The 26,363-nt window shown below is 39.4% G+C and carries 26 protein-coding genes and 4 tRNA genes; 16 read left to right on the top strand and 14 right to left on the bottom strand.

From position 1 onward, the window contains the following. The first annotated feature begins 6 nt into the window (after positions 1-6). The 4 genes from ACEW8O_RS06805 to ACEW8O_RS06790 all read left to right on the top strand — a co-directional run bounded on the left by ACEW8O_RS06805 (position 7) and on the right by ACEW8O_RS06790 (position 2,972). Positions 7-102, top strand: a complete 96-nt coding sequence (locus ACEW8O_RS06805) for an NADP-dependent isocitrate dehydrogenase (protein ID WP_373493869.1) — start codon at positions 7-9, stop codon at positions 100-102. A gap of 313 nt (positions 103-415) precedes the next feature. After that, positions 416-1,420 (top strand): type I glyceraldehyde-3-phosphate dehydrogenase, encoded by a 1,005-nt coding sequence (gap, locus tag ACEW8O_RS06800; RefSeq protein ID WP_373493868.1) that lies wholly within the window; start codon positions 416-418, stop codon positions 1,418-1,420. A 112-nt stretch (positions 1,421-1,532) separates the two neighbouring features. Then, the gene (locus tag ACEW8O_RS06795; RefSeq protein ID WP_373493867.1) at positions 1,533-2,207 is read left to right on the top strand and encodes a hypothetical protein; all 675 of its coding nucleotides are present in this window, start codon (positions 1,533-1,535) and stop codon (positions 2,205-2,207) included. Positions 2,208-2,345: 138 nt separating this feature from the next. Further along, positions 2,346-2,972, top strand: a complete 627-nt coding sequence (locus ACEW8O_RS06790; RefSeq protein WP_373493866.1) for an LON peptidase substrate-binding domain-containing protein — start codon at positions 2,346-2,348, stop codon at positions 2,970-2,972. A gap of 1 nt (position 2,973) precedes the next feature. On the opposite strand, the gene ACEW8O_RS06785 is transcribed toward ACEW8O_RS06790, so the two are convergent. Further along, positions 2,974-3,561, bottom strand: coding sequence for a hypothetical protein (locus ACEW8O_RS06785; protein WP_373493865.1), 588 nt, complete (start codon positions 3,559-3,561; stop codon positions 2,974-2,976). Positions 3,562-3,927: 366 nt separating this feature from the next. Here ACEW8O_RS06785 and ACEW8O_RS06780 point away from each other — a divergent pair. From ACEW8O_RS06780 to ACEW8O_RS06765, 4 genes are all read left to right on the top strand, one after another. Next, a tRNA-Lys gene (locus ACEW8O_RS06780) sits at positions 3,928-4,003 on the top strand. A gap of 44 nt (positions 4,004-4,047) precedes the next feature. Then, a tRNA-Pro gene (locus ACEW8O_RS06775) sits at positions 4,048-4,121 on the top strand. Positions 4,122-4,134: 13 nt separating this feature from the next. After that, positions 4,135-4,208: transfer RNA gene (locus tag ACEW8O_RS06770), tRNA-Arg, on the top strand. Positions 4,209-4,317: 109 nt separating this feature from the next. Next, a tRNA-Lys gene (locus ACEW8O_RS06765) sits at positions 4,318-4,390 on the top strand. A 95-nt stretch (positions 4,391-4,485) separates the two neighbouring features. Here the strand turns inward: ACEW8O_RS06765 and ACEW8O_RS06760 are convergent. Genes ACEW8O_RS06760 through ACEW8O_RS06750 form a run of 3 tightly spaced genes read right to left on the bottom strand, consistent with a single transcriptional unit; the run spans position 4,486 to position 9,357 of the window. Continuing rightward, complete coding sequence (locus tag ACEW8O_RS06760; protein ID WP_373493864.1) at positions 4,486-5,973, bottom strand: c-type cytochrome domain-containing protein; 1,488 nt, start codon at positions 5,971-5,973, stop codon at positions 4,486-4,488. A gap of 18 nt (positions 5,974-5,991) precedes the next feature. After that, positions 5,992-7,371 carry a DUF1552 domain-containing protein gene (locus tag ACEW8O_RS06755; RefSeq protein WP_373493863.1) on the bottom strand — a complete coding sequence of 460 codons (1,380 nt, stop codon included), beginning with the start codon at positions 7,369-7,371 and terminating at the stop codon, positions 5,992-5,994. Between the two features lie 6 nt (positions 7,372-7,377). Beyond that, positions 7,378-9,357, bottom strand: coding sequence for a DUF1592 domain-containing protein (locus ACEW8O_RS06750; RefSeq protein ID WP_373493862.1), 1,980 nt, complete (start codon positions 9,355-9,357; stop codon positions 7,378-7,380). Between the two features lie 293 nt (positions 9,358-9,650). On the opposite strand from ACEW8O_RS06750, the gene ACEW8O_RS06745 reads away from it, so the two are divergent. Continuing rightward, positions 9,651-10,304, top strand: a complete 654-nt coding sequence (locus ACEW8O_RS06745; protein WP_373493861.1) for a hypothetical protein — start codon at positions 9,651-9,653, stop codon at positions 10,302-10,304. 135 nt (positions 10,305-10,439) lie between these two features. Here the strand turns inward: ACEW8O_RS06745 and ACEW8O_RS06740 are convergent, their stop codons facing one another. The 5 genes from ACEW8O_RS06740 to ACEW8O_RS06720 form a co-directional block, all read right to left on the bottom strand. Then, complete coding sequence (locus tag ACEW8O_RS06740; RefSeq protein ID WP_373493860.1) at positions 10,440-11,342, bottom strand: sugar phosphate isomerase/epimerase family protein; 903 nt, start codon at positions 11,340-11,342, stop codon at positions 10,440-10,442. 62 nt (positions 11,343-11,404) lie between these two features. Next, the gene (locus ACEW8O_RS06735) at positions 11,405-11,962 is read right to left on the bottom strand and encodes a gluconate 2-dehydrogenase subunit 3 family protein (RefSeq protein WP_373493859.1); all 558 of its coding nucleotides are present in this window, start codon (positions 11,960-11,962) and stop codon (positions 11,405-11,407) included. A 17-nt stretch (positions 11,963-11,979) separates the two neighbouring features. After that, complete coding sequence (locus ACEW8O_RS06730; protein WP_373493858.1) at positions 11,980-13,659, bottom strand: GMC oxidoreductase; 1,680 nt, start codon at positions 13,657-13,659, stop codon at positions 11,980-11,982. A gap of 28 nt (positions 13,660-13,687) precedes the next feature. Beyond that, positions 13,688-14,560: a hydroxypyruvate isomerase family protein gene (locus ACEW8O_RS06725; protein ID WP_373493857.1), complete on the bottom strand. Its 873-nt coding sequence runs from the start codon at positions 14,558-14,560 to the stop codon at positions 13,688-13,690. Beyond that, entirely contained in the window at positions 14,557-15,807 is a 1,251-nt protein-coding gene (locus ACEW8O_RS06720; protein ID WP_373493856.1) for a nucleoside permease, read from the bottom strand. Before ACEW8O_RS06720 ends, ACEW8O_RS06725 begins: the two co-directional genes overlap by 4 nt. A gap of 280 nt (positions 15,808-16,087) precedes the next feature. Here ACEW8O_RS06720 and ACEW8O_RS06715 point away from each other — a divergent pair, with 280 nt between their 5' ends. The 6 genes from ACEW8O_RS06715 (at position 16,088) to ACEW8O_RS06690 (ending at position 22,365) form a co-directional block, all read left to right on the top strand. Further along, positions 16,088-17,254 carry a Gfo/Idh/MocA family protein gene (locus ACEW8O_RS06715; protein WP_373493855.1) on the top strand — a complete coding sequence of 389 codons (1,167 nt, stop codon included), beginning with the start codon at positions 16,088-16,090 and terminating at the stop codon, positions 17,252-17,254. Positions 17,255-17,589: 335 nt separating this feature from the next. Then, positions 17,590-18,642, top strand: a complete 1,053-nt coding sequence (locus ACEW8O_RS06710) for a sugar phosphate isomerase/epimerase family protein (protein ID WP_373493854.1) — start codon at positions 17,590-17,592, stop codon at positions 18,640-18,642. Between the two features lie 25 nt (positions 18,643-18,667). Then, complete coding sequence (locus ACEW8O_RS06705; protein WP_373493853.1) at positions 18,668-19,087, top strand: c-type cytochrome; 420 nt, start codon at positions 18,668-18,670, stop codon at positions 19,085-19,087. Next, positions 19,087-19,824, top strand: coding sequence for a DUF1080 domain-containing protein (locus ACEW8O_RS06700; RefSeq protein ID WP_373493852.1), 738 nt, complete (start codon positions 19,087-19,089; stop codon positions 19,822-19,824). The genes ACEW8O_RS06705 and ACEW8O_RS06700 overlap by 1 nt, the downstream gene beginning before the upstream one ends. Positions 19,825-20,100: 276 nt before the next feature. Continuing rightward, positions 20,101-20,658 (top strand): gluconate 2-dehydrogenase subunit 3 family protein, encoded by a 558-nt coding sequence (locus ACEW8O_RS06695; protein ID WP_373493851.1) that lies wholly within the window; start codon positions 20,101-20,103, stop codon positions 20,656-20,658. A gap of 12 nt (positions 20,659-20,670) precedes the next feature. After that, the gene (locus ACEW8O_RS06690; RefSeq protein WP_373493850.1) at positions 20,671-22,365 is read left to right on the top strand and encodes a GMC oxidoreductase; all 1,695 of its coding nucleotides are present in this window, start codon (positions 20,671-20,673) and stop codon (positions 22,363-22,365) included. Between the two features lie 83 nt (positions 22,366-22,448). On the opposite strand, the gene ACEW8O_RS06685 is transcribed toward ACEW8O_RS06690, so the two are convergent. Then, positions 22,449-22,784 carry a hypothetical protein gene (locus ACEW8O_RS06685; RefSeq protein WP_373493849.1) on the bottom strand — a complete coding sequence of 112 codons (336 nt, stop codon included), beginning with the start codon at positions 22,782-22,784 and terminating at the stop codon, positions 22,449-22,451. Positions 22,785-22,873: 89 nt separating this feature from the next. Here ACEW8O_RS06685 and ACEW8O_RS06680 point away from each other — a divergent pair, with 89 nt between their 5' ends. Next, positions 22,874-22,996 carry a hypothetical protein gene (locus tag ACEW8O_RS06680; RefSeq protein ID WP_373493848.1) on the top strand — a complete coding sequence of 41 codons (123 nt, stop codon included), beginning with the start codon at positions 22,874-22,876 and terminating at the stop codon, positions 22,994-22,996. Between the two features lie 111 nt (positions 22,997-23,107). Here ACEW8O_RS06680 and ACEW8O_RS06675 read toward each other — a convergent pair whose 3' ends face one another. The 4 genes from ACEW8O_RS06675 to ACEW8O_RS06660 all read right to left on the bottom strand — a co-directional run bounded on the left by ACEW8O_RS06675 (position 23,108) and on the right by ACEW8O_RS06660 (position 26,295). Then, positions 23,108-23,317: a hypothetical protein gene (locus ACEW8O_RS06675; protein ID WP_373493847.1), complete on the bottom strand. Its 210-nt coding sequence runs from the start codon at positions 23,315-23,317 to the stop codon at positions 23,108-23,110. A gap of 306 nt (positions 23,318-23,623) precedes the next feature. Beyond that, positions 23,624-23,791, bottom strand: a complete 168-nt coding sequence (locus tag ACEW8O_RS06670) for a hypothetical protein (RefSeq protein ID WP_373493846.1) — start codon at positions 23,789-23,791, stop codon at positions 23,624-23,626. Between the two features lie 216 nt (positions 23,792-24,007). Then, positions 24,008-25,240, bottom strand: coding sequence for a M48 family metallopeptidase (locus tag ACEW8O_RS06665; RefSeq protein ID WP_373493845.1), 1,233 nt, complete (start codon positions 25,238-25,240; stop codon positions 24,008-24,010). Between the two features lie 5 nt (positions 25,241-25,245). After that, a complete protein-coding gene (locus ACEW8O_RS06660; RefSeq protein WP_373493844.1) occupies positions 25,246-26,295 on the bottom strand; it encodes a type IX secretion system membrane protein PorP/SprF in 1,050 nt (349 codons plus the stop codon). Between the last annotated feature and the right edge of the window lie 68 nt (positions 26,296-26,363).

The raw sequence follows: 26,363 nt of genomic DNA, 5'->3' as shown, positions 1-26,363 counted from the left end.
GTGAAAATGGATATAGGAGGTTATTATAAACTTGATATTGAAAAAATCACCAAGGCGATGCGACCCAGCGAAACCTTTAATAAAATACTGGCATCAATTTAAAAATATAAAATTGAGGAGTTGATCAACAAAGCGGTGTTTACCGCTTTATTGATTTCAACCAATTAACATGTATTTGAAAAAAAATTATTATCCTGATTATCAATAGATTGGTTTTAGGTTTGATTTTTCGCAATCGATTGTATTTGTTTTTTATTTAAAATGTTCATTTTCAAACCTTTAAATATTTTGGGGAGCGGTATAAATTTGGTATTTTTACAACTATATAAAGTTTAACTATTTATATAATTCAAATTTTGAGAAGTAAATAATTTCTTTTTACATTATAACCAATACAACAATAAATAAAATAACTATGAGCAAAATTAAAGTAGGAATCAATGGATTCGGAAGAATCGGACGTTTGGTATTCAGGGCAGCACAATCCAGAAGTGATGTTCAGGTAGTGGCGATCAATGACCTTATCGATGTAGATTATATTGCCTATATGCTAAAATATGATTCTACACATGGAAGATTTGACGGAAGTGTGGAAGTGAAAGATGGGAAATTAATAGTTAATGGAAATGAAATCAGAGTTACTTCTGAAAAAAGTCCTGCAAATCTGAAATGGGGTGAAATTGGTGCCGATTATATTGTTGAATCTACCGGTATCTTCCTTACCAAAGAAACGGCTCAAGGACATATTGATGCAGGGGCAAAAAAAGTAGTTATGTCTGCGCCTTCCAAAGACGATACTCCAATGTTTGTAATGGGAGTTAATGAGGACAAATATACCACGGATATGAATTTTGTATCCAATGCATCTTGTACCACTAACTGTTTGGCACCTCTTGCAAAGGTTCTCAATGATAATTGGGGTCTTGAAGAAGGATTGATGACGACTGTACATGCCACTACCGCAACCCAAAATACTGTAGATGGTCCATCGGTTAAAGACTGGAGAGGAGGTCGAGGAGCATCACAAAATATAATTCCTTCATCCACAGGAGCTGCCAAAGCAGTAGGGAAAGTGATTCCTGAATTGAATGGAAAACTTACAGGAATGGCCTTCAGGGTGCCTACTCCAAATGTCTCTGTCGTTGATCTGACCGTAAGACTTAAGAAAGGTGCAACTTATGAGGAGATTTGTGCAAAAATGAAAGAGGTGTCAGAAACAAGCATGAAGGGTATTTTAGGATATACCGAAGATGCAGTTGTCTCAACAGATTTCAATGGTGATCCCAGAACTTCAATATTTGATGCAGGTGCCGGAATCCAATTAAGTGATAAATTTGTAAAAGTTGTCGCTTGGTATGATAATGAATGGGGATACTCAAATAAAACCGTGGATCTTTTGGTCTATATGGCGAAAAAATAATTATTAAAAATAGAGGGGCCTTAAAGGCCCCTTTTTTTATTGTCTTTATTTTTTTGGTAAAAGACATATTTTTTGTTATAATGATCGTTGAAATTATTAAGAGTTAAGAGTTATGTATTTAATATTGCTATGGATTTTCTTTATGGGAAATCCGGAATTACCCCAAAGCCATTCAGACAGTTCTTTTAATCACCCCGATCAAGAAAACCCTGAATCTAATAAAATAGTCAAGATAAAGAATAAGGCAATTCCCTTTGCTATTCTTGATCCTGTTTTAAAAGCCTTGTCTTATTTTCCTGAATTGGATGAAGTAGATATTTCATTTGAATTCAAAGAAAAAATATCCGGTGCAGTAATGCAGGCCCAGCCCAAGATATTTTCATTGTTTGTTGATGGTAAGGAAAACAGGAAGTATAAGGTAAAAATCACAAGGGAATTGGCATTTTATAATGGTGATGTTTTGCCAATAGAGGAAGTCCCTTATGATGCATTGGTAGGATGGATTGGACATGAATTGGGGCATATAATGGATTATCTAGATAGGTCATCCACAGATATGATGCATTTTGGGGCCAGGTATTTTATGTCCAAGCAGAAAGTCACAGAAGCTGAATTGACAGCAGATGGATATGCCATAGGCTGTGGAATGGGCCATCAGATTCTCGCAAACAAAAATTATATACTCGACAACGATGGTTTTGAGGATAATTACAAGGATAAGATAAGAACCCTCTATATGTCACCACAAATGGTTCTCACCCTTTACGAAGCATTATCGAAGGAATAGGCATATGCTGATTTTGAAAGGATTTAGGATTCAAAAGCTTTCCTTCAATCAATTTAGCCGGTTTAGTTTTTAATTTTTATTCATAAGAATTTTCTCTCAAAGGGTAACCAAATAGGTTATGTTAAGTTAATGGAACACATGGAGAACTACATTCCTATATTCCCATTGAAGTTGGTTGCATTTCCTGGTGAAGAGATTAACCTGCATATTTTTGAACCTAGGTACAAACAACTGATCACAGACATTGTCAAAAATAAAACTACTATTGGGATAGCAGTTTATTTGGATAAATTAATGCCTTTTGGGACGGAAGTTGAATTGAAGGAGATTTCAAAAGTTTACGAAGATGGGAGAATGGACATAAAAACCATCGGAAAAAATATTTTTGAAATCATAACATTGGACAATCCTATGCCTTTGAAATTGTATGCAGGGGGAAAAGTGCAGTTTTATGAGAATGATCCAAGAATACCTCAAAACCTTTATTCAGAATTTCTTTTTTATCTCAAAGAATTATTTCGGTTAATGAATTATGATGTTGACTTAATTCCCTTAAAAGTAAATTCCTATACCTATGCACACAAAATCGGTCTGAAACTAGAGGAAGAATATGAACTTTTGAAATTGGACAAGGAGGAAGAACGAGTGAAATACCTCATTAATCACTTGCTAAAAGTAATCCCGATACTTCGCGAAGTAGAAGCGGCCAAGAACAAAATAAAATTGAACGGTCATTTTAAAAATCTTGACCCTTTGGATTTTTAGTTTACAGTTGGGTAATGTTCTCTTTTTTTATAAATCCTTTTTGGTTTTCCCATGTAACTTCATACCAAATGTCTTTAGAGGATTTGATGACAACCCGATGTCCAGGGTAGGCGACTTTCAATAATTTCCCGGCTGCTGTAGGCTTATCCATAACCAAAGTAGGACTTCCGGTTACAATCCCGGTATTTGGTTCAGACAAGAAATTGTTCGCAAAAAAAACCAAAATAAGAAGAAAAAAGCTAGGGAGATAGTATTTTGGTTTGTCTGCGGTTTTACTAAAGACAAACAATAAAATGAGAGATAGTATCAGAAGGAATGATAATACAGATGTGATCTCCATTTGAAGATCTGTTAAAAATTTCAAAAACCTATCCCTGTCATTTAGTTCATAACCGATAAGATTACTCTGTTCAGTCAAAGTTTTGATTTTGGTAATTACCCTTGGGTTTGGGTTTAGGTCATAATATTTAGCTAAGTAAAAACTACCGCTGGAGAAATCCCCAATTCCTTCTGAAATAAAAGCCATTTTTAATAGCATGGCAGGAGAGTATGTTTCATCGTTTTGGAGCAAACCTTCATAGATTATCATAGCTTCTTGATAATTTTTGGTCGCAAACAAAGAATCTGCTTTTTGGAGCTTCGATATATCGGCCTGACAATTAAAGCTTTGTAAAAAGGAGATAAAAAATATTATAAATTTTGCAATAAAGATTCGGATTAGGTTTGGCATTTTAAATACAGTGGCTTAAATTTGCAGTCCAATTACGGCAATGATTTAAAAAAAAGCAAATCAAATCCCCCTCTTGTCGGTAATCAATCTCAATACTTATTGGGAACCAATGTGATAAAATATCTTCAAAAGTGAAGAAATAAGCTGCTCATTCAGCATTGGAAAGTAAGGAGAATTAAGATTCCGTATCCCGATGGTTATCGGGATGGTAGAGCAATAAAATAAGATTCCGTAGCTCAGCTGGTAGAGCAATACACTTTTAATGTATGGGTCCTGGGTTCGAATCCCAGCGGGATCACCAAAAATGAAGTCTGAAAAGTCGGGCTTATTAAAAAATTTAAAGTTCGGGGTGTAGCGTAGCCCGGTATCGCGCCTCGTTTGGGACGAGGAGGTCGTAGGTTCGAATCCTGCCACCCCGACTTAATTTATTTCGGTCCTGTAGCTCAATTGGATAGAGCAACTGCCTTCTAAGCAGTAGGTTTCAGGTTCGATTCCTGACAGGATCACTTTGATACAGAGCATCTCTTTGCTGGGATGCTCAATTTATTAGTAGGCCTTCCTAATTATTTGATTCTGTATCAGGGTAATAATTGGGATAGTAGAGCATAAAAATATGATTCCGTAGCTCAGCTGGTAGAGCAATACACTTTTAATGTATGGGTCCTGGGTTCGAATCCCAGCGGGATCACAAAAACCTCCTCAAAAGGGAGGTTTTACTTTTTATTTGTGATAGATTGATTTAAACTCAAATGCTGACTCATTGAAGTGCTTTTTAATTTTAATTTAAAAGAATTTACCTCTTTCCAAATAAATATTTAAAGCAGGTCTATTTTCTTTAATGGCATCAATGACCTCTTTTTTAGTTGATGTTTCATTTAGATATAATTCTTGGAGAGAAGACATCATCAAGATATTCAGAAGGTATCCATCACTGATTTTGGTTTTTGAAAGATCCAATAATTGAAGATTTTTTAATCCTGTAAGCTGTGACAACCCATCACCTTTTATTTGAGTTTGTTGAAGATATAGTTCCTTTAAGGAGGTCATTTGACCTAGATGATAAAACCCATCGTCTGAGAGATCACTCCCTATAAATGAGGCTTTGGTGATATTTTGGAAAATCGGTTGGAGCTTTAATAAATCATTGTCTCCAAAGGAAGATGGTGGGAATTTCATGGAAAGAAAAATGGATTTTTCATCATAAGGGTCAATCGTTAATTCTACATTCCCAATGTTTCCCAATGACTTTATCAGGTTTTCAGTGCTTAGTTTTTGTAAATATCTATCGCGTTGTTGTTTTTCCAGTTCTGACAAATATACATTAACCACTGATTCTATCTCTGGATTTTGAGATGCCTCCACCACTTTAAGCTCAGGGTCTGCACCATTGTCAATCCACCATTTTAGCAGGGAAACTTCATTTTCGTTTAGGGGAGTTTTACCTTCCGGAGGCATAAAATCATCATCATTGACAGGGAGCGTTACCCTTCGGTACACTTCACTTTCGATTGAGGAATTTTTTACCAATGATGGATGCTCCCCTTTTCCTCCTTTTACAAGATCCTCAAAGGAGGTCAATATCAATCCTCCCTTGGCCTTGTTTTCATTATGGCAACTCATGCATTTTCTATCCATAAATCCCACTATGACATCTTCATAAATCAGCATTTCCTCAACAGGTTTTGGCTCCCATTCAGGTTGTTTTGCTTTTATTGGGGAATATTCTGCCAGATATTCTTTTCCATGAGTCAATGAACCTCCTTGATGGCTTGTATAAACCAAAGTTAGGTTTGCCAAAATCAACACGGCGATATAGGCCAGGTAAATGTTTTGGGATTTTATTTGGTGAAAAGACAAAAACAAAAAAACAGCCAGAGAAACTGAAAATGTTAACAGTACCCCACCCCATAAATGCTGCCACACAATTTCCCCGGTGTAATCACCTGTAAGATATAGCAAGAAACCCAGGGTCATTGAAATCAAACAACTCAAAAGACTTGTTCCAAGGATAAGACCTATCAGGAATTTGGGAACCAATAGGATTTTTGTTTTGGCCAAGACTTCAAATATCAAGACCAATAGGATCAAGACTATAGGAAAATGAATGATCAAAGGATGAAATCTTCCCAAGAAATAAACAGTATCAGAATTAACCGTTTCAAAAGGTTTGATCAAAGGCAAAAAAAGAACTGAGGTTGCAATGACTAAAAAAACAAATCTGTACTTTATGGAAATGGATTTAAGCCTGGTCAAGGTTGGAATTGAACGCATCTTTAATCTTTAATTGACCTACACATGGATTTCACATAATTCCCCAGTGCTGTCTGCAAAACATTCAAGAGGCATGTCCAGCACCCTGGCCATGGAAAGATAAAGATTTGCCAATGGTGTGTTTTTTTCAAAATCAAGATTTTGACCGGGCCTCAATCCTCCTCCACCTTTTCCTCCAACCAAAATAGGTAAATTATAGGGTGAGTGGGCATTCCCGTCTCTTAAACCTGAACAGAACATGACCATTGAATTGTCCAAAAGATTACTATCGCCATCAGGAAGCGATTTTAATTTTTCCAGAAAGTATGCATATTGGTTCACATGCCATTCATTGATGATTCTGTACTGTTCCATTTGGTCTTCAAGATTTTGGTGATGGGACAATTGGTGGTGGCTGCCCTGTACACCGGGAAGAAAAGAAAAATTACGGTTACTCACGGAATTACCAAACATAAAAGTTCCAACCCTTGTAGCGTCAGTCCAAAAGGCCAAGGCCATAATGTCAAGCATCTGTCTTGTCTTTTCTGTAATATCTACCCCAATGAAAGTTTCGTTAAACTCATCAATCCGAAGATTGAGACCTACAAGTTCTTTTTGGATTTCAGGAGTGATCTGTTTTTCGAAAGACTTTATCTTTTCTTCATTGTCAATTCTTTTTTCAATTGATCTGATAGATTCAAGGTACTCTTCCAATTTATCCTGGTCTGCCCTGCCCAATTTCCTTTGTAGGGCATCTGCATCCTCTTTGACAATATCCAGAACGCTTTTTTTCCACTTGTCATTCTTGGGTTTTGAGTCGGGGAGGCTGCTTCTAAACAACCTGTCAAACGCCATTCTTGGCTCAATTTCCCTCGAACATGGCTGGGTGGGAGTTTTCCAGGAAATTGTCGAGCCATAAAGTCTAGTAAAGCCAACTGCGCCGTCAATTCCTGCATTGATCCGTTCCATCCCATACTGAACCGAATCAAGCAAAGTGTCCTGACCTTTGTGTTTCGCTATCAATTGATCAAATGAAATCCCTCCACTGTGTAAGTTGTCCCCCACAGTCTGATATATGGGAAGTCCGGTCAAAAGGTTTGCGGTTTTGGCATAGTGTCCGTCGGCTCCTGGGAAAATTGATCCTTTGTTCATGAGATTGTTCAGAATAAGGATGTCGTTTTTCACATTTGACAGGGGTCTTAAAGTAGAAGTCAATTCAAAATTTCTACCATACTGCTCGGGTGTCCAATGGAATTTATTGACACCATTGGGCATAAACAAACAGGCAAACCGGATGGGTTTTTTTGCCATATTGTAAACACTCATGCCAGGAGGGACCATAGCCTGAAGAAAGGGGAGAGCGATGGTTGCTCCCAAACCCTTTAGCATCCGCCGACGTGAAATATGCCAATTTCCCATGATAAGTTAGTTTTTAGCTAATATTTTGAATTTTTCTGCCCCATCATTGACTTTGTATCTGAAAGGGTAGCTTGTTGCCAAAGCAATAATAAATTCTTCGGTATTAAAATCGTTTTCAATCAGGTTCTTAATAAGTCCTTGAATATAAAGCTCATCTTTGAATTCTACATTTCTGCCAATGGCATAGGTAAATGCTTTTTCTGAAAGTGTCCTGGCAAACAAATCCTTTTTTCCCGCCAATATCTTTTTTAATTCACTAGGGCCATTGAATACTTCTCCACTTGGCAAAGTGTCCCATGCCACTATCGGATCAAGACCATAACTATCTCTCCATCTGCCGACGGCATCAAAATTTTCGAGGCCAAAACCAATAGGATCCATTTTTTGATGGCAATTAATACAAGCAGGTTTGGACCTGTGAAAAGTCAGCAAATCCCGTATGCTTGCATTTTTATCGGCAGCGGCTTCTTCAGGTAATTCTCCTGCATCCGGGGGGGGAGGAGGGGCAGGAGTTCCAAGGATTTCCTCCAAAACCCATTTCCCACGAAGTACCGGGCTTGTCCTGATAGGTAATGAAGTAGCAGTCAAGACACTTCCCATGCCCAGGATTCCTCCCCGGGGATTATTGTGTAGGGCCACTTTTTGAAATCCGGCCCCTTCTACACCTTCTATTTCATAATGATTTGCAAGTTCTTCATTCAAAAAAGTATAATCACTGTCAATCAAGTCCAGGAAGTTTTTTCGATCTGTAAGTACATGGTGAAAGTACTCCACCAATTCATTGTACATGGCCTCTCTCAAAGATGCTGTCATCTCAGGATATCTTTCAGGGTCAGCGGTTACGTCTTCTCTGAACCGGTTTACACCAAACCACTGTGTGGAAAAACTTTCAGAAAAGCGTTTGGATTTTTCATCTTTCAACATCCTTTTTACCTGATTTCTGATCACAACAGGATCTTGCAGGTTTCCACGATAAGCCACCTCGAAAAGCTCTTTATCAGGAAAGGTGGACCATAAAAAGAAGGAGAGTCTGCTGGCCAACTCAAAATTGCTCAAGGCATAGGCATGGTCGACAGGCTGTTCTTCTTCATAACGATACAGGAAATTCGGAGAAATCAATACGGCTTTCAGGGTTTCTTTAATAGCTACATTGAATCGGTCATTTCCTTTGGTCCCATCATAAACTTCCTTGAAAAGCGTTAAATAGGTTTGTTTCTCTTCCGGTTTTAGAAACCTTCTGAAGGCATTACTTGCAAATGGAACAATTACTTCCTCAGCAGCTATTTCATGTTTACCGGTATGGTTTTTTCCTAAAAATATATTGGATAACCAGTTGGTGAAGCGGTTCCATAGACTGTCCTTGTAGGGTTTGGAAACTATCCCTTGCCAGATTTCAGGATTTGCATAGGCAAGGTCCATGATCTCTTCAGCGGCATCATAATATCGTTCCATTTTGAGAGGAGTGACAAACAATGTATTTGGGAAATTATCAAATCCAGCACCTCCCGATCCGTCACTTGGGAATCTTGATTTGGCATCAAAGCTGACTCCGACCAGATTCAATATGGTGTATTCATATTCTGTATGGCTCAATCTTCTGATGACAACTCTGCCCGGGTCATTGGCAGAAAGTGATCTGAGCAAAATGGAATTGACAGAATATATAAATGCTTCACGCTCCTTTTGGGTCATATGGGGTTCTCCGGCAGGCGGCATTTCTCCGGATTGTACTGTTTGGATGATGTGTTGCCATACTTTTCCGCCCCGTACTATTCGTTTCTCAAAATCATTAATGCCCATGAAATAACTTTTGACACTCAAACCGCCTGATCGTTTGGTGTCATGGTGGCAAGAAAAGCAATGTTTTTCGGCCAACGGCATCAAGACTTCTATATGATCTACGTCAGATTCTTCTAACACTAAAGCAATGGTATTGCTCAATGTCGCAAAAATAATAAAGGCTGTGAGGTAGATTTGGGTTTTCATTGCGTGTAAAATTACGTAAAAATAGAATATTTTATCTATTTTATTCAGCGTTCTTATTTATGCGGTTATCCATCCTTATGGGTAGATATAAATACTGGCTAAATTAAATTATAATTGATTTTATTCCTTCGGTTTCTTATTTTAAAAAAAATCAGGCAATTGGAAATCATTTAATATTTTCTCTTTCTTTAGGTTATTTCAATACAAAAAATTTACTTGGTAGAGAATTTCAATTGGAGCAAAGACAGTTGCCGGGTGGCTTCCAATTTGACCTTTATAACCCAAATTGTGCTATGCCTAAAAATGAACCCAAAAACCGAAAGCTTAAAGTTGCTATAATTTTGACTGTAATTATTGTAATGATATTCGGTAAAAATATTCTGGAAAGAAAAAACTTCAATGAGCTTGGCGATACTTTTATCTCATTCTATGAAGATAGATTAGTGGTGGAGAGTTATATTTTTTCTATATCCGAAAAGCTCTTCAGGATCAAGCTTTTGGTAAACCACTGTGAGTTTGAAAGCGATTATAGTCATGTGATAGATGAAATCGGTAATTATGAAAATGAAATTCTTTTGCTGGTGAAAGACTTCGAAAATACAAAATTGACAATTTTAGAGGAAGAATTTTTAACTGATTTCAAAAAGATTATTGAGCAAAATCTCAGGATATCAGAATATTCGCTTTTGTATTCAGATGAATCCGGAATTAATATCAAATCTGTGAAAGAATATAATTCATATATCGAAAGGGCAGTTTCCGATCTGGAAAAACTTTCTCAGATCCAAATGGATGAGGGTCAAAAACTCGCTATGAATTCTGATAAAGTGGTCAACCGCTCCAGAATTTGGGCGCAGTTTGAAGTGGCTGCTTTAGTAATTCTATTGATTATTATTTACCTCTTAATTTATACCTCCAGATCGATAAAAGCTGATTTTATTGATTGATCAAAATGAAAGGAACCAACTGATGAAAGGAGTTGTAAATGAAAAATGGTAAACCCCGGCACGATTTACGGAATCAGTGAAGTATTTTGATTAACTTCAAAAAGCGCCGGGGAATTTAAAGTGAAATAAAAATTTCTAAAACACCAGGTTTTTCATAAAAGCAGCATTTTTCTCTGCAGCCTCCATTGGGTTGGTTCCCTCAAACCTTTCCTGTTCTACAATAAAATATTTCATACCATTGTCTTTACCCGCACGGAGGATAGCGGGGAAGTCCATTATACCTTTTCCGACTATAATAGACCCATTTGCTTCTGAAAAATCCAGATCCCCATCTTTGTCTTTGACATGTCCCAAGGTAAATCTGTTTGGGTATTTTTTGATATAGTCTATCGGATCAAAACCAGCGGTATATACCCAATAAGTATCCATTTCAAAATCCACCAAATCCGGATCGGTGTTTTCCATCAAATAATCTTGTGGGATCTGTCCTTCCAATTCATCGAACGTATATCCATGATTGTGATAGGCAAATCTCACACCGTGCTGTTTACATATTTCACCCTGCTTATTGAAATCATCTGCCAATTTCCTGAATGCATCCATCGATTTTTGTGGGCCAACCCAAGGATTGATAAGGTATTTCATACCAATCGCTCCGGCTTGTTCAGCTATGGTATCCAAATTTTTAAAGGTGTCCACATGGGAAGAAATGAAATCCAGGCCAAGGTCATCTGTTAGGGATTTAAATTCCGTGTTTTTCATTCCCCAGAAAATCCCCTTCCCACCATCAAAACCTTCTATTTGGGTATAGCCGTATGAGGCCACTACTTTGATAGTAGCTACAGCGTCTTCTGCCATATTTTCTTTTACTGAATAAAGCTGTAATCCAAAATCATCCAATATCCCACTGGTAGCCCCCAATAATGCTTCTGTATCCTCTTCTGTTGCTTTTTTTGGAGAAGTACAAAACTGAAAGGGGAGTAAGGCTCCTGTCCCTAATACAGCACTCATCTGAATAAATTTTCTTCTATTTTTCATTTTGGGTTTAAATTAAAAAGAGACTGTTCATGTACAGTCTCTTTAGAATATTGATTCATAATCTAAATGGCATAGGCCTTATCTCCCGGCTTATATTCGATACAGCCATCATATCTTCCGGGAGCTTCGATAAATTTCAATTGTTGGGTAGCACCGATTTCAGAGGTAAAATAACCTAATACAGTCAAATCCTGAAGCATTCCAACCACCGCCGGACCTTTTTCTTCGGTTTTGGCAGCTATTGTTTTTAGCTCATTGAGATATGCTGTCCGTTCTTCCACACCGGCATCCATGAAGTTCTTACCTTTGGAGGACTTGAAATCCTTCTTGATATAATTCAGACCATCTATAAAGGTTTGTTGTTGTTCTGCATTGTAGGTGTCTTTGACCATCATTTGCATGAATTCACCGATCTTGGTTTCTTTTGCCCCTGGGGTATCGGTAGTAGGTATGATTGCCTCTCCGATTTCGTCCAGGAATGCGATGTCTTTCTGGGAAAATTCCAGACCTACGATCTGATCATCGGGCGCACATCCTGTGAGGATGGCATTTGCTCCCACCATTGTGCCTCCCATCATTAATGCGAAGCTTTTTATTGCATCTCTTCTATTCATTGCCATAATTCAATTTTATTAGATTATAGATTTCCTTTTTTTAGTTCATTAACTGCAAAGTCAGCAGCCCTTGCAGTCAAAGCCATATATGTCAATGATGGGTTTTGTGCTGCAGCAGAGGTCATACATGCACCATCAGTTACAAAAACGTTTTTGGCATCCCATACCTGATTGTTGCCGTTGAGTACGGAAGTTTTTGGATCTCTGCCCATCCTTGCGGTCCCCATTTCATGGATTCCCTGTCCGAATGTATATCCTGAATCAAAGGTTTTAACGTTTTTCAATCCTGCAGCTTCCAACATCTCAGCAGCATCGTTCATCATATCCACTCTCATTTTCTTTTCGTTTTCTTTGATCTCCGCATCCATTTCCAGAACCGGAATTCCCCATTTGTCTTTCAGATCTTTGCTTAGTTTGATGTGGTTTTCATGATATGGGAGAATTTCCCCAAATGCAGTCATTCCCATGGTCCACGGTCCTGGTTCACTAAGGGCCTCTTTGAGAGGTGCTCCAAAACTCAATTCGGCTATATTTCTGCTCCAACCCGAACGGCTGGCATTTCCCTGATATCCGAAACCTCTTATATAATCCCGTTTATCACCATTTACATTTCGGAACCTTGGGATGTAAATTCCATTTGGTCTTCTACCAAAATAGTATTTATCTTCATAACCTTCTGCTATTCCATTGGCTCCTAACCTAAAATGGTGGTCCATTACATTGTGTCCCAGTTCACCTGAACTACTGCCCAATCCATCTGGCCAAATGTCTGTCGCGGAACGCATCAGAATGGCTGTAGAATTTAAAGCTGATGCACAGAGGAAAATAATCTTTGCATTGTATTCATAGGTTTTATTGTCCTCTCCATCTACAATTTCAACACCTGTGGCTTTTTTAGTATCTTTATCATAAATCAATCGTGTGACGATTGACCATGGTCTTAAGGTAAGGTTACCGGTTTTTTCTGCAGCGGGCAAAGTGGAAGCCTGGGTACTGAAATAGCCGCCGAACGGGCAGCCCAATGAACACTTATTTCTAAATTGACACTGGGTTCTTCCTTCCAATGGCTGGGTCAGGTTGGCAACTCTGCCAATCGTTACCAACCGTTTGCCATCAAACGCTTTCTTGACCCTTTCTGCTACATCCTTCTCCACACAATTGAGTGGCATGGGCGGCTGAAATTCTCCATCAGGCAATTGTGGCAGACCATCTTTGTTGCCGGATATACCTGCAAATTTTTCAACGTAGCTGTACCAAGGATCCAGTTCTTTGTATCTGATTGGCCAGTCGATAGCAATACCTTGCTTCAAATTAGCTTCAAAATCAATGTCCCCTATTCTATAACTTTGCCTTCCCCAAAGAAGGGACCTACCGCCTACCTGATACCCCCGAAACCAAGTAAAAGGCTTTTTTTCCACATAAGGTGAATCCGACTCATGTGCCCACCAATCTAGGTTCAATTCATTCAATACGTAATCCCTTCTCAAATTTGGATGGTTTTCCATCATCTGAAGTGTTCTTCTGCCGCGATGTGGGATTTCCCATGGAGCCAATGTGGCTGTTTTGTAATCTTTTATGTGTTCAACATTGGGTCCTCTTTCCAGCAAAAGTACCTTTAATCCTTTTTCTGTCAATTCTTTTGCTGCCCATCCACCGCTAATACCGGAACCGACAACAATTGCTTCATAAGTTTGATCTGCCATATTATTTACTTTTTCAATTCATTAATTTTTATAAGTCACAAATTCTGATCGCCTGCTCCAAAGAAGCCATTTTGTCTTCTGCTTTGGGAATAAACTCCTGACAGAAATAGCCTTTGTATCCGGTGTCTAATACTGCCCTGACGACAGCAGGATAATATATTTCCTGGGTTTCATCTATTTCATTTCTTCCCGGATTTCCTGCTGTATGGTAGTGTCCGAAATATTGGTGATCTCTTTTTATTGTTCTTATCAGGTCACCTTCCATGATTTGCATATGATAGATATCATATAGCAATTTGAAATTTGGTGAACCGACCATTTTGCAGAGTTCTACTCCCCAGGCGCTTTTGTCGCACATATAGTCAGGATGGTTCACCCTGCTGTTGAGAAGTTCCATGATGACAGTGACTCCGTTTTTCTCTGCTAGGGGCATGATTTTTTTTAATCCCTCAGCGGCGTTTTTCATGCCTGTTTCATCATCCATACCATTCCTGTTTCCGCTGAATGCGATCAGGTTTTTATATCCTGCTTTGCCAACCAAAGGAATTACCTCTGTATATCCTTTAATCAATTGTGCGTGGTATTGTTTGTCATTGAACCCTTTTTCAATCCCCATGTCAGCACCATTGCACATTGAGCATTCTACTTCATATTCCTTTAGGGTTTTCCAGTTGTTTGGACCGACGAGGTCTATGGCATTAAATCCTATCTTTTTGATCCCAATACATAATTCTTCAAGGGTCATAGGGTTAAAAGGCCAATGGCAGACAGCATGGTTGACGTTACCTTTCAGTTGCGATTTAGATTCTTGGGTACAATTTCCCAAAAGTGGGAAACTTCCTGCAGCAGCCGTACCTAAGAGGATTTTTTTCAAGCTATTTCTTCGACTAAGTTGAGTCATGTTTTAATTGTTTTGGTTATAGGTTTTATGTTTTTTAGTTCATCCTTGAAGAGAATCAGAAAGAATAGAACCACTAATATAGCAATACCCGAGGGAATCATCCAGATTGACTTCCAATCATGAGTACCATCGGATTGTAAATATAAATCAGTAACAAATCCTGCAATGCTAAAACCGATCAACATACCTATTCCATAGGTAGCCAGTGTGATAAGTCCCTGAGCAGCAGATTGGAATTTTATTCCTGCTTTGGAATCTGTGTAAATCTGCCCTGATACGAAAAAGAAATCATAACATATGCCGTGAAGTGCTATTCCAACGATCAACAACCATAATCCCCCACCTGCATCTCCTATTGCAAACAGTGCATATCTTACCACCCAGGCTACCATACCCACGAGCAAGGTTGTTTTGAAGCCGAATCTTTTGAAGAAAAAAGGAAGCAACAAAAGGAAGAAGGCCTCGGAAATCTGTCCGATCGTCATTTTGCCTGTGGGGTCAGTCACCCCGATTTCTGCCAGGAAGGGATTAGCATTTTGATAATAAAACGCTAATGGAATACAAATTAATATAGACGCTATAAAGAAAACTGCAAAGTTTCGGTCTTTCAATAACCTGATTGCATCAAGTCCCAATAGATCGGAAACCTTTACTTTCTCACTTTTATCAGCCCTTGGCGGAGTTTTAGGTAGTGTAAAACTAAATATACCTAAAGCGAGTGAGGCAATTGACGCCATCAAAAAAGTGTTTTTCAAAAGGCCATCTTTCATGCTTTCCACCGAATCCCAATAAAAAAGGTAACTGATAGACAGGCCTGCGGCAATCCATCCAATAGTGCCCCAGACCCTGATCGGAGCAAACTCTTTGGCATTGTCTTTCATTTGCCTGAATGAAATGGAATTGACCAAGGCCAGTGTGGGCATATACAATACCATGTACATAAAAATAAATGGGTAGAAGCTTACGAATGAATCGGAACTATAACAAAAATATAATAGTGCAGCCCCGGTTAAATGAAGGATTCCAAGAATCTTCTCGGCATTAAAATACCGATCTGCTATCAGCCCTATAATAAATGGTGCAATGATGGCACCAAAAGATTGGGTCGAAAAGGCTGCGCCAATTTGAGTTCCGGTTGCGCCGAGATTGGCCCCTAAAAAGGTTCCCATGGTTACATACCAAGAGCCCCATACAAAAAATTCAAGAAACATCATGAAAGAAAGCCGGACTTTTATTCCAGGGAGCATAGGAATTTGATTTTGGTTTATTGCAGGCTTTTTTCAAAGACTGAAGTGACAAACTATTTGATTTTATGTTTAAAATTCAGGCTTTTTCGCTTAATTTTAATTTTTGTGGATTGGATGTACAAATAAGGTAATATGAAATTGAGTTCTTAACCATTCATAACATCTTACTGCAATTGATCATTTATTTCATTTCGTTTTTATGGGAATAAGGATGATAAATTATCTTTCGGGAAAATTAAGTCAAAATAATAAACTTTAAAACCAATATATCTAAAAACCAATGGCAACTCAGAAAAAACTGAAAATGGGAATGGTCGGAGGAGGCCCAGGGGCTTTTATAGGTGCTATCCACCGCAATGCCGCCCTAATGGACGGTCTGATTGAACTGACAGCTGGGGCTTTTAGCAGCAATCCGGAAAAATCAAAACAGGCCGGTGAAGATTTGATGCTTGATCCATCCAGGGTTTACAGCTCTTATGATGAGATGATCGCTAAAGAACTTGCTCTTCCCGAATCAGAAAGAATTGATATCATCAGTATAGTCACCCCAAACAATGTTCATTTTGACCCAACTAAGAAAGCTTTGGAAAGTGGATTTCATGTGGTTTTGGACAAACCCCTGACCCTGAATTATGAAGAGGCCAAGGAATTGTATAAGATCATCAAAAAGAGTGATAAACTATTTTGCTTGACCCATACCTACACAGGTTACCCCATGATCAAACAAATGAAGCAGATGATTGCAGATGGGGTGATTGGGGAAGTTAGGAAAGTTTATGTTGAATATCCACAAGGCTGGCTGTTTAAATTATTGGAACATGAAAACAAGCAGGCTGAGTGGAGAACCGACCCGGCGAGAAATGGCAAAGCAGGCTGCTTTGGTGATATTGGAACGCATGCATTTAACTTGGCGGAGTATGTTTCCGGGATCAAAGTGGCGAAAATCTGTGCCGATCTGGATATCAAGGTTGAGGGAAGGCCGATTGATGATGATGGTGCAGTTTTGATGAGATTTGAGAATAATGCATCTGGAATTCTGACTGCTTCCCAGATTGACGCAGGTTGTGAAAACAATCTCAAAATCCGGGTTTTTGGTGAAAAAGCCGGACTGGAATGGCAGCAGGAAGATAACAATACACTGAGACTGAGATGGCCTGAAAAGCCGGATGAAATCTACAGGGCAGGAACAGGTTACCTTGGATCTTTGGCCAATGAAAATACCAGGACACCCGCTGGACATCCAGAAGGATATATTGAGGCATTTGCCAATATCTACCGAAATTTTGCCCGATGTATCTATGCCCTTAGAAACGGCATGGAGCCCAAAGCGGAATGGTGGGATTTCCCTGGAGCAGAAGACGGCATCAGAGGAATGGCTTTTATCGAAAATGTCCTGAAGAGCTCTGCTTCAGATAATAAATGGACACCTTTTGAGGTTGAATATTGAGAAGCGAGAACCGAGAGGCGAGAACCAAGAAACAGAGAAGCAAAGCCTGCCCCGAATATCGGAGAGACAAGACACAAGAAAAGGGAATTACAAATTTCTATGCACTTTATAATAAGTTAGAGGTTAAATCAGAAGGGAAAAGGAGTAGGTGAGAGCTAAAAATGTTGGGAAGTCGGAAGATTAATTTCCCAATCCCAAAACATCGAATCCATGGCCTATTTATAGGATTGAACTCAGGATCATGAATCTTGAATTTACCTGATCCTAACAAGATTTCAGCTTAAAAACCTCTTAATCTTTCAATTATAAAATCTTTCAATCTAAAATATAAACCTATGAAAAATATAAAAGGACCGGCGATATTTCTGGCGCAGTTTGCTGATGATGTAGCGCCTTTCAATAATTTGAAAAGTATTTGTGAATGGATGTCCAATGTGGGCTACAAAGGCGTACAGATCCCGTCTTGGGACGGCAGGATGATAGACCTTCAAAAGGCAGCTGAAAGTAAGACCTATGCTGATGAGATCAAAGGCATTGTGAATGATGCAGGAATGGAAATCACTGAACTGTCCACCCATCTCCAAGGCCAATTGGTGGCAGTTCATCCGGCTTACAATGAGTTATTTGATGGTTTTGCTCCTTCCAATCTTGCCGGAAATCTTAAAGGAAAAGCGGAATGGGCTACACAGCAATTAAAATTTGCAGCCAAGGCCTCAGCCAATCTTGGTTTGAATGCCCATGCAACGTTTTCAGGTGCCTTGATGTGGCATACGGTATATCCTTGGCCTCAGCGTCCAGCTGGTTTGGTCGATACCGGTTTTACTGAATTGGCTAAAAGATGGATACCAATTTTGGATACTTTCGATGAGCATGGTGTTGATGTCTGCTATGAATTGCATCCAGGAGAAGACCTCCATGACGGGATTACCTTCGAGATGTTTTTGGAAAAAGTGAATAACCACAAGCGGGCAAATATCCTGTATGATCCAAGTCATTTCGTGTTGCAATGTCTGGATTATCTTCAATTTATCGATTTTTATCATGATAGGATCAAAATGTTCCATGTAAAAGATGCGGAATTCAATCCAACCGGTAAACAGGGAGTATATGGTGGTTACCAAGGCTGGGTAGAACGTGCCGGAAGATTCCGTTCTTTGGGAGATGGACAAGTAGATTTTAGTAGTATCTTTAGCAAACTTTCCCAATATGATTTTGACGGTTGGGCAGTTTTGGAATGGGAATGTGCCATCAAGCATCCTGAACAGGGTGCCATTGAAGGTGCTCCATTTATTGCAGATCACATCATCAGGGTTACAGAGAAAGCCTTTGATGATTTTGCAGGCAGAGGGGCAGATGAGGCATTCAATAAGAAAATATTAGGAATTTAAATTAACAACAACCTTTATAACAATTATGAAAATTATTCGAACATTAACCATTGGCTTAGTTGCCATTTCAGCTTTGACTTACTCTTGTGGTGGCGGAGGTTCAAGTTCTTCCACCGAAACCAGTACATCAACTCCCCCTCCCGCAGCAGCCCCTGTTAGCTTGGAAGAGAAATATAAGGACGATCCTGTTTTTGTAACAGGTTCAGCCAAAGCCAAGGAAGCAGGCTGTACTGCTTGTCACATGATTCAGAGAAAAATTGTAGGGCCATCCTATGCGGATGTGGCAGCCAAGTATGAAAACAATGCCGAGAACGTCGAAATGCTCACCTCACATGTAATCAAAGGTAATGTGGGTGTGTGGGGTGAAGTGCCAATGCCTGCACATCCTCATTTAAGTAAAGAAGATGTAGAAACTATTGTTAAATATGTCCTGATTCTGAAATAATGAAAAACTGTAAACCTGCATATATATTTTTGGCAATGGCTTTTTCCGCTTTAGCCTGTGGAGAAGGAGAAAAGCAAGTTGAAGAAACTACTGAAACAGTTGTGGAGGAAAGCGATTGGGAAAGCCTTTTTGATGGGCAGACATTTGAAGGTTGGTCCAAATACGGAGGTGGTGATGTAGGGAATGCTTGGAAAGTCCAGGAGGGGGCCATTTACCTGGATGCCAAAAACAAAGCTGATTGGAACGAAGGAGATGGGGGAGACATTGTAACTGATGAGGAATTTGATAATTATCACTTGCAAGTGGAATGGAAAATCGCCAAAAACGGTAATTCGGGCATTATTTTTTTTGTAAGTGATAATGGAGAATATCCACAATCATATATGACAGGGCTTGAAATGCAGGTTTTGGACAATGATGGCCATCCTGATGCAAAAATCACAACCCATCGTGCCGGTGACCTCTATGACCTGATCGAATCCAGTGAGGAAACAGTCAAACCGGTCGGTGAGTGGAACTTAGCTGAAATCATCGCCAGGGACGGAAATCTTGAATTGCATTTGAACGGTGTGATGGTGGTCTCTACCACTTTGTGGACTCCGGAATGGGAAGAGATGGTCGCCAATTCCAAATTCAAAGATATGCCCGGCTTTGGGAAATACAAAAAGGGGAAAATCGCCCTTCAAGACCATGGGGATGAGGTTTGGTTCAGGAATATCAGGATCAAGAGGTTATAATTCTTTAGAAATTTAAAACACAAAACCCGAGCCTAAGGCTTGGGTTTTGTGTTTTAAATACATCTCAAATAATCATTAATTATTTTAAGACTTTTCAGGCCCATTATGTGGTCAATCAATTTTGAAACTGTTTCAACTTCACTAATCCTTATTATCCATTTGACATATTCCCCGTCAATCCCACTCATTTTCCATTGATAGATTTTGGACTGGTATAAAATAAATTTCCCTGATTAATGCCCTATATTAAGGGCCTGAAAACCCCCTAATAACCTAATGGACAGAAGAAAATCACTTAAAATCCTCGGAGGTACAGCCGCTGGAATTGCCGGTCTGGTTCTCGTGGATTGGAAATGGCAACTGGTAGATCAATTGTCCCACAAAGGTTTTTTTACCTTAAGGGAAGTAGAGATGATCTCAGCCATCGTAGATACTATTATACCGGCTGGCCTTCCACCTATAGTACCAACGCTTTCAGCACGGCCAATTGGGGCCTTGAGTACCGGTACTGATAAATATTTAATGAAGGTATTTGAGCATTGCTACGAAAAAGAGACTCAGGATATGATCAAATCCCAGTTGGCATTATTATCTGAAAAAACCAAAAAAGAATTGGGTAAATCATTCGATAAAGCACCACAGGAAGAAAGAGAGAAATTACTTTTATCATTGGCTGAGTCCGACAATGAAGATGAAAAGAAGTTTTTTGACCTGATGAAATCCCAAACCATCACAGGATTCACCACCGTCAAAGAAGTAATGGTGGATTATAGGGGATATCAAGTTGCCCCCGGTTTCTACAAAGGATGTGTGGAAGTAACATCTCAAGCCTAACAAAAAAAAATCATGTTACAGGATTCAAAAGAAAAACGCACCTATGATGCCATTGTTATCGGTTCGGGCGCAAGCGGTGGCTGGGCTGCCAAGGAGCTTTGCGAAAAAGGCTTAAAGACTTTGGTTTTGGAAAGAGGAAGAATGGTCCGCCATGTAGAGGATTATCCAACTGCTTCCAAGGCTCCATGGGAGTTTAAATTCAGAGGTGCAGTCCCAATCGAGCAGAGGTCTGGATTAGGTGCATCGAAATGGGTAAGGGAAGAGACCCTGCATTGGGCAATGGCCGAAGATGAACAGCCAATTATTGAGGAAAAACCTTTCAGGTGGTTCCGTGGATACCATGTAGGTGGGAAATCCCTACTTTGGGCAAGGGCAACCCAGCGGTGGTCAGATTATGATTTTGAAGGGCCAGATAGGGATGGTTTTGCTGTGGATTGGCCTGTACGGTACAAAGACTTAGAACCTTGGTTGGATTATGTGGAAACTTTTGCGGGAATAGCAGGAAGCAGGGATGGTTTGCCTGAATTGCCTGATTCCATTGTGCAGCCGGGATTTGAACTGAGCTGCATAGAGAACTATTACAAAGAACAGTTGAGGGAGAACTTTGTAGATCGGCACCTCATACAGGGCAGGTGTGCCCATCTTACAGACCCACAGGAAATCCATCAAAAGCAAGGCAGGTACAAATGTCAAAATCAGGGCATGTGTAATAGGGGCTGTGTATATGGTGGCTATTTCTCATCAAATGCATCCACACTTCCTTGGGCTGAAAAGACAGGAAATCTGACCATCAGACCGGATGCGGTTGTGGAATCCATCATTTATGATGAGTCCAAAGGTCGGGCCATTGGTGTGAGGATAATTGATAGGGAGAGCAGGGATTCCATGGAGTTTTATGCCAAAATTATTTTTGTCAATGCCTCCACTATTGCCTCCAATGCGATTTTGTTGCATTCAAAATCTTCCCGTTTTCCCAATGGCATCGGTAATGACAATGGTCTGATGGGTAAGTTTCTGGCTTGCCATAATTATAGGGGCAAAGGGAACGCCACTTTTGAAGGGTTTTTTGATAAAGCAACAGCAGGTCGCCATGCAGGACATGCTTATGTTCCGAGATTCAGAAATGTTTTCAGACAAGATACGGATTTCCTGAGAGGCTATTCTATTGGGATGGCCGGCGGTAGGGGATTGGGTTCGGATACCGGCATGATAGGTCATGAATTGAGGGATAATCTATTGAACCAAAAATATGGAAACTGGCATTTGGCGGCTTGGATGCAGGGAGAAACCATTCCCATCGAAAGCAATCATATCCGCCTTAGTATCGATCAAGTGGATAAATACGGAATCCCAAAGATTATACTTTCAGTGGAATGGACGGATAATGATGATAAGATGACGGCGGATTTTCTGGAACAGCAAACAGCCATGTACGAAAAAGCTGGATTTACCAATATCAAAGTTGAAGATAGCAAGGCACCTCCGGGATCAGATATCCATGAAATGGGCGGAGTACGTATGGGCAAAGATCCTGAAACCTCACTATTGAATAAATGGAACCAGTTGCACAGTTGCAAAAATGTCTTCGTGACGGATGGTGCGAGCTTTACGAGCACCAGTACCCAAAACCCCACGCTGATGTTTATGGCTTTTACAGCCAGGGCGGCCAACCATGCTGTGGAGGAATTGAATAAGGGGAATTTGTGAAAATGTCAGAATATGAGATAAGAAAAAATCCGGATTCTCATCCGGATTTTTTTTAAAAAAGGTTAGGTAATCAAATCGACTTTCTATATTTCTGAACCAAGTGACCTAACATTGGGTTGGTTTCTCATTGTCCCAAATTTTTCTTCACGGCTTTCTTTATCCGCATTTACATTCGGATCCTCATGAGGAGGTAGTTCTCTTTCTGTGTTCTCGTAGTCTCTGTTAGTATCTTGAGACTGAGAATGAGAGGTGATATCAAGGTTTCTCTCTTTATCCCCATCCAGATCAAATTCCCGCTCAGTTTCTCTTTCGTCACTGTTATTTGGATTCAGGTCATTCCTTCCGCTTTCTTCATTGGTCTTCTGATTTCCCCTATCCTCATCTTGGAAATTGCGGTTTTCATTTTCTTGTTGGTTCATGTTTTCTTGGATTTATATATATAAATAATTGATAATCAAAGTTACGTTAACCAAAAAATCATTGCATTACATGAAGTTTCCTAATTTATATGAAATTCACTGATGATATTAAAATAGGGCTGCTAGCCCCTAACGAAGCATGCCTGTCAGGCTTCTATGCCCAATTGACCGATCCCTTGAAATCCATATCCCAAGAGGCAGGCTATGTTTAAGGAAAGAGTTGGGTTTTTCGGCAAAAGAAGCATAAAAAAACAACCCTCCTTTAGTGAGAGGAGGGTTGGGTAATCAGATCGATATTGTATTTAGCGGAACCATCTGACATGTTATCGCGCAGGTATTTTATCGATCGCTTTTTTGACGCTGTTGGTCTTGCTGACGCTGTTGGTCTTGCTGACGTTGCTGGTCTTGCTGACGTTGTGGATCTTGCTGACCTTGTTGGTCTTGCTGACGCTGTTGATCTTGCTGACGCTGTTGATCGCCGCCTGATTTCTGGTCTTGTCTATTCCTGTCTTGGTCAGAATTACGATTTTCATTTTTCTGCTGATTCATGTTTTCATGGGTTTAGTTTATAAATAATTGATATTCAAATTTACGATTACCAAAAAATCATTGCATTACATGATATTTGAATATTTATATGAAATTCACTGATAGGGTTAATTACAAACTATTTTGATGCCTTCCTGATGGACTAAAGTGGCCATTTGCCCGATTAAGACATAAAAAAACAACCCTTCTTTATTTAAGGAGGGTTGGGTAATCAAATCGACTTAATATTTATCTGAACCAACTGACATAATGCCTATCTGGATTTTCAGAATGCTTTTATTTTACTACTTTCATTTTTTTTGGGCCTTGGCACCTTGCTGACGCTGTTTGTCGCCACCTGATTTCTGGTCTTTTTTATTCTTGTCTTGGTCAGAATTCCCTGATTTGGAAGAAACATCTTGGTTTCCCTTTTTATCCTGATTCTGAGGATTGCGATTTTCATTTTTCTGTTGACTCATGTTTTCATGGGTTTGGTTTATGAATAATTGATACTCAAATTTACCTTAACCTAAAAGTCATTACGTTATATGAATTATCAAAAATTATATAAAAATCACAGTTAGATAAAAAAATCTGGCTATCTAGAACTTTTCGACCGGCTAAAAACTCTTGGAAGAGAGCATTTAATCCAATATAAAATAATACAGCATTTTTTGCTAAATAGGTTATGTATATTATGCCTCCAATCTTTCAAGTCTTTGGAGCAAAGGAGGATGGCTGTAATTGACAAAAACGTAAAGTGGATGTGGGTTGATGTTGCTGAGGGTGTTCACAGAAAGTGTTTTCAGTGCTTCCGCAAGAGGTTTTCCATCATAAGTTTCCTTAGCAAATGCATCCGCTTCAAACTCATTTTTCCGGCTCAACATATTCATGCCAATACCCAAAATGGATGAAATGGGAGAAAAAAGAATGGTAAAGCCGATAATATTCAAATGGATGGCCATTTGAGTACCTCCCAATGCAAGACTCATGTTTTCACTGTGAATGAATTGAGCCAAAATAAAAAGCAATGCACCCACCTGTAGTACAGATGCCAACATTCCCCAGACAATATGTCTTTTTTTATAGTGCCCGATTTCATGGGCAAGTACTGCGACCAATTCATCAGGAGTATGCTGCTCGATCAATGTGTCATACAAGACTACTTTTTTTCTTTTTCCAAACCCGGAAAAAAATGCATTGGCTTTAGAAGAACGTTTGCTGCCGTCCATTACCAATATATTATTCAAAGGGAAATTGACTTTCTTGGCGTAGTTGACAATCATGTGTTTGAGCTCCCCATCTTCCAAAGGTGTCAGTTTATTGAATAAGGGCAAGATCCATGCGGTATAAAATAAGTTGACGATAATCATAAAACCTGCCGAAATCAGCCAAAATTGCCACCAAAAATCTTTTCCCATTTGATGGATAAGCCAAAGCAATACGCCAAGCAATCCACCACCGACTATAATTGAAAGGGCATAAGCTTTCAATTTATCCGAGAAATAGGTTTTTGTTGTGGATTTGTTGAACCCGAATTTTTCTTCGATTACAAAAGTATGGTAGTAATCAAAAGGAATGGAGGCTAGGTCTGAACCAATAAAAACTATTCCGAAATATAGGATAGAAAGTAGAATGGGTTGTGAAACTACTTCTCTGAGCAAAATGTCCAGCCAGCCAAAAAAACCAAAATAGATAAAGGCAAAAGTAACTAAAAACGCAACTGTACTTGTCAGAAATCCAAATCTAAAATTGGCCCATTGATAGGATTTGGATTCATTTAATTTTTGGCTGCTGATATATTCTTCCAATGATTTTGGAATGGCAGGTACAGGTCTTTTGATATTGAGGTAGCTGATTGTTTTTTCGAAAAAGAAACCAAAACCAAGAATACCTAAAATCAGGTATTTAATCCAAATCGGCTCCATTGCTTTTAAAATTTAGGACAAGGGAGCAATGTATCTCTTTTTCTGGTTTTTGATTGGTTTCTGTCTGCCAAAAGGAAAGCGACACTTACCTCATGAGCTCCTCCTGACTGTATGCCCAATTGTGAAACGGTATAATCGAAACTATAACCCAAGCTCATACCTGTAGGAAGGTTGAATCCGACCATAAATACAATTGCATCCCTGTTACTTTGTTGTTCGACAGGTTTATAAGGAAGTCCCCGATACCATAACCCCAAGTTCAGAGGCTCCATATGTAAATAAGCTCCGACGTCCAATTGTTCAAAAGGTCCCTGTCTTTTGTAATTTATGGTAGGCAATAAGTATCTTTCTTTTCTGAGATGAGTAAAGTCTCTTCTATATCCACCTGTACCCAATGCAATTCTAAAGCCGGTATGAACCGAAAATTTCGTGGGAAGTCTGCTTACCCCATCAATAAATGATTGGTTGGGTTCGTTTACATGATGGGCAGAAACACCCAACCAGAAATTGTTTGTAAAAAATAATCCCCCGAAGGAAAGTGACAATAAATTAACCGGTTCCCCAGCACCGAGAAGATCAGTGCTAGGTAAAAGAGGGCCAAAGGGATCACTTTGATCTATTTGATTTGCAAAAATAAGGTTGTCATAGTATCCTATATCTCTTCTGATGTAGGCAGCTTGAAAACCCGGTCTGAAGTAGGCATTTTCTCCAACCCGCAATTCATAGGAGTATAATGCTGCTGCCGTAAAGGAGTGAAGTTTGGCACCTCCTTCCACATCATTCATGACCAAAAATCCAACACCACTGTTATAGTCATCCAGATAAGTATCAAAATATGCGGAAAATGTTGTAAACTGCGCATCCAATCCCGGCCACTGATTTCGGTAATTTGCCCCAATCCGAGGCATCAGTTCAGAGCCGGTAAACGCAGGATTCAGATATAAAGGTGCGGCATAATATTGGCTATACTGCGGATCCTGGGCCGACAAAAAACCAGTTCCAATGATCAGAATCAAGGGAATTAAAAAAAGACGAAGTAAATAAGACCTTTGCAAGTAGTTATTCGTTATGTTAGTGTTAAAACCCAGCTTCTAAACGTATTGAAGGAATTGTTGTTTAGTTA

It is taken from the genome of Aquiflexum sp. (assembly GCF_041749095.1).
Lineage (GTDB): Bacteria > Bacteroidota > Bacteroidia > Cytophagales > Cyclobacteriaceae > Aquiflexum.
This window is presented reverse-complemented; position numbering and strand designations above follow the sequence as displayed.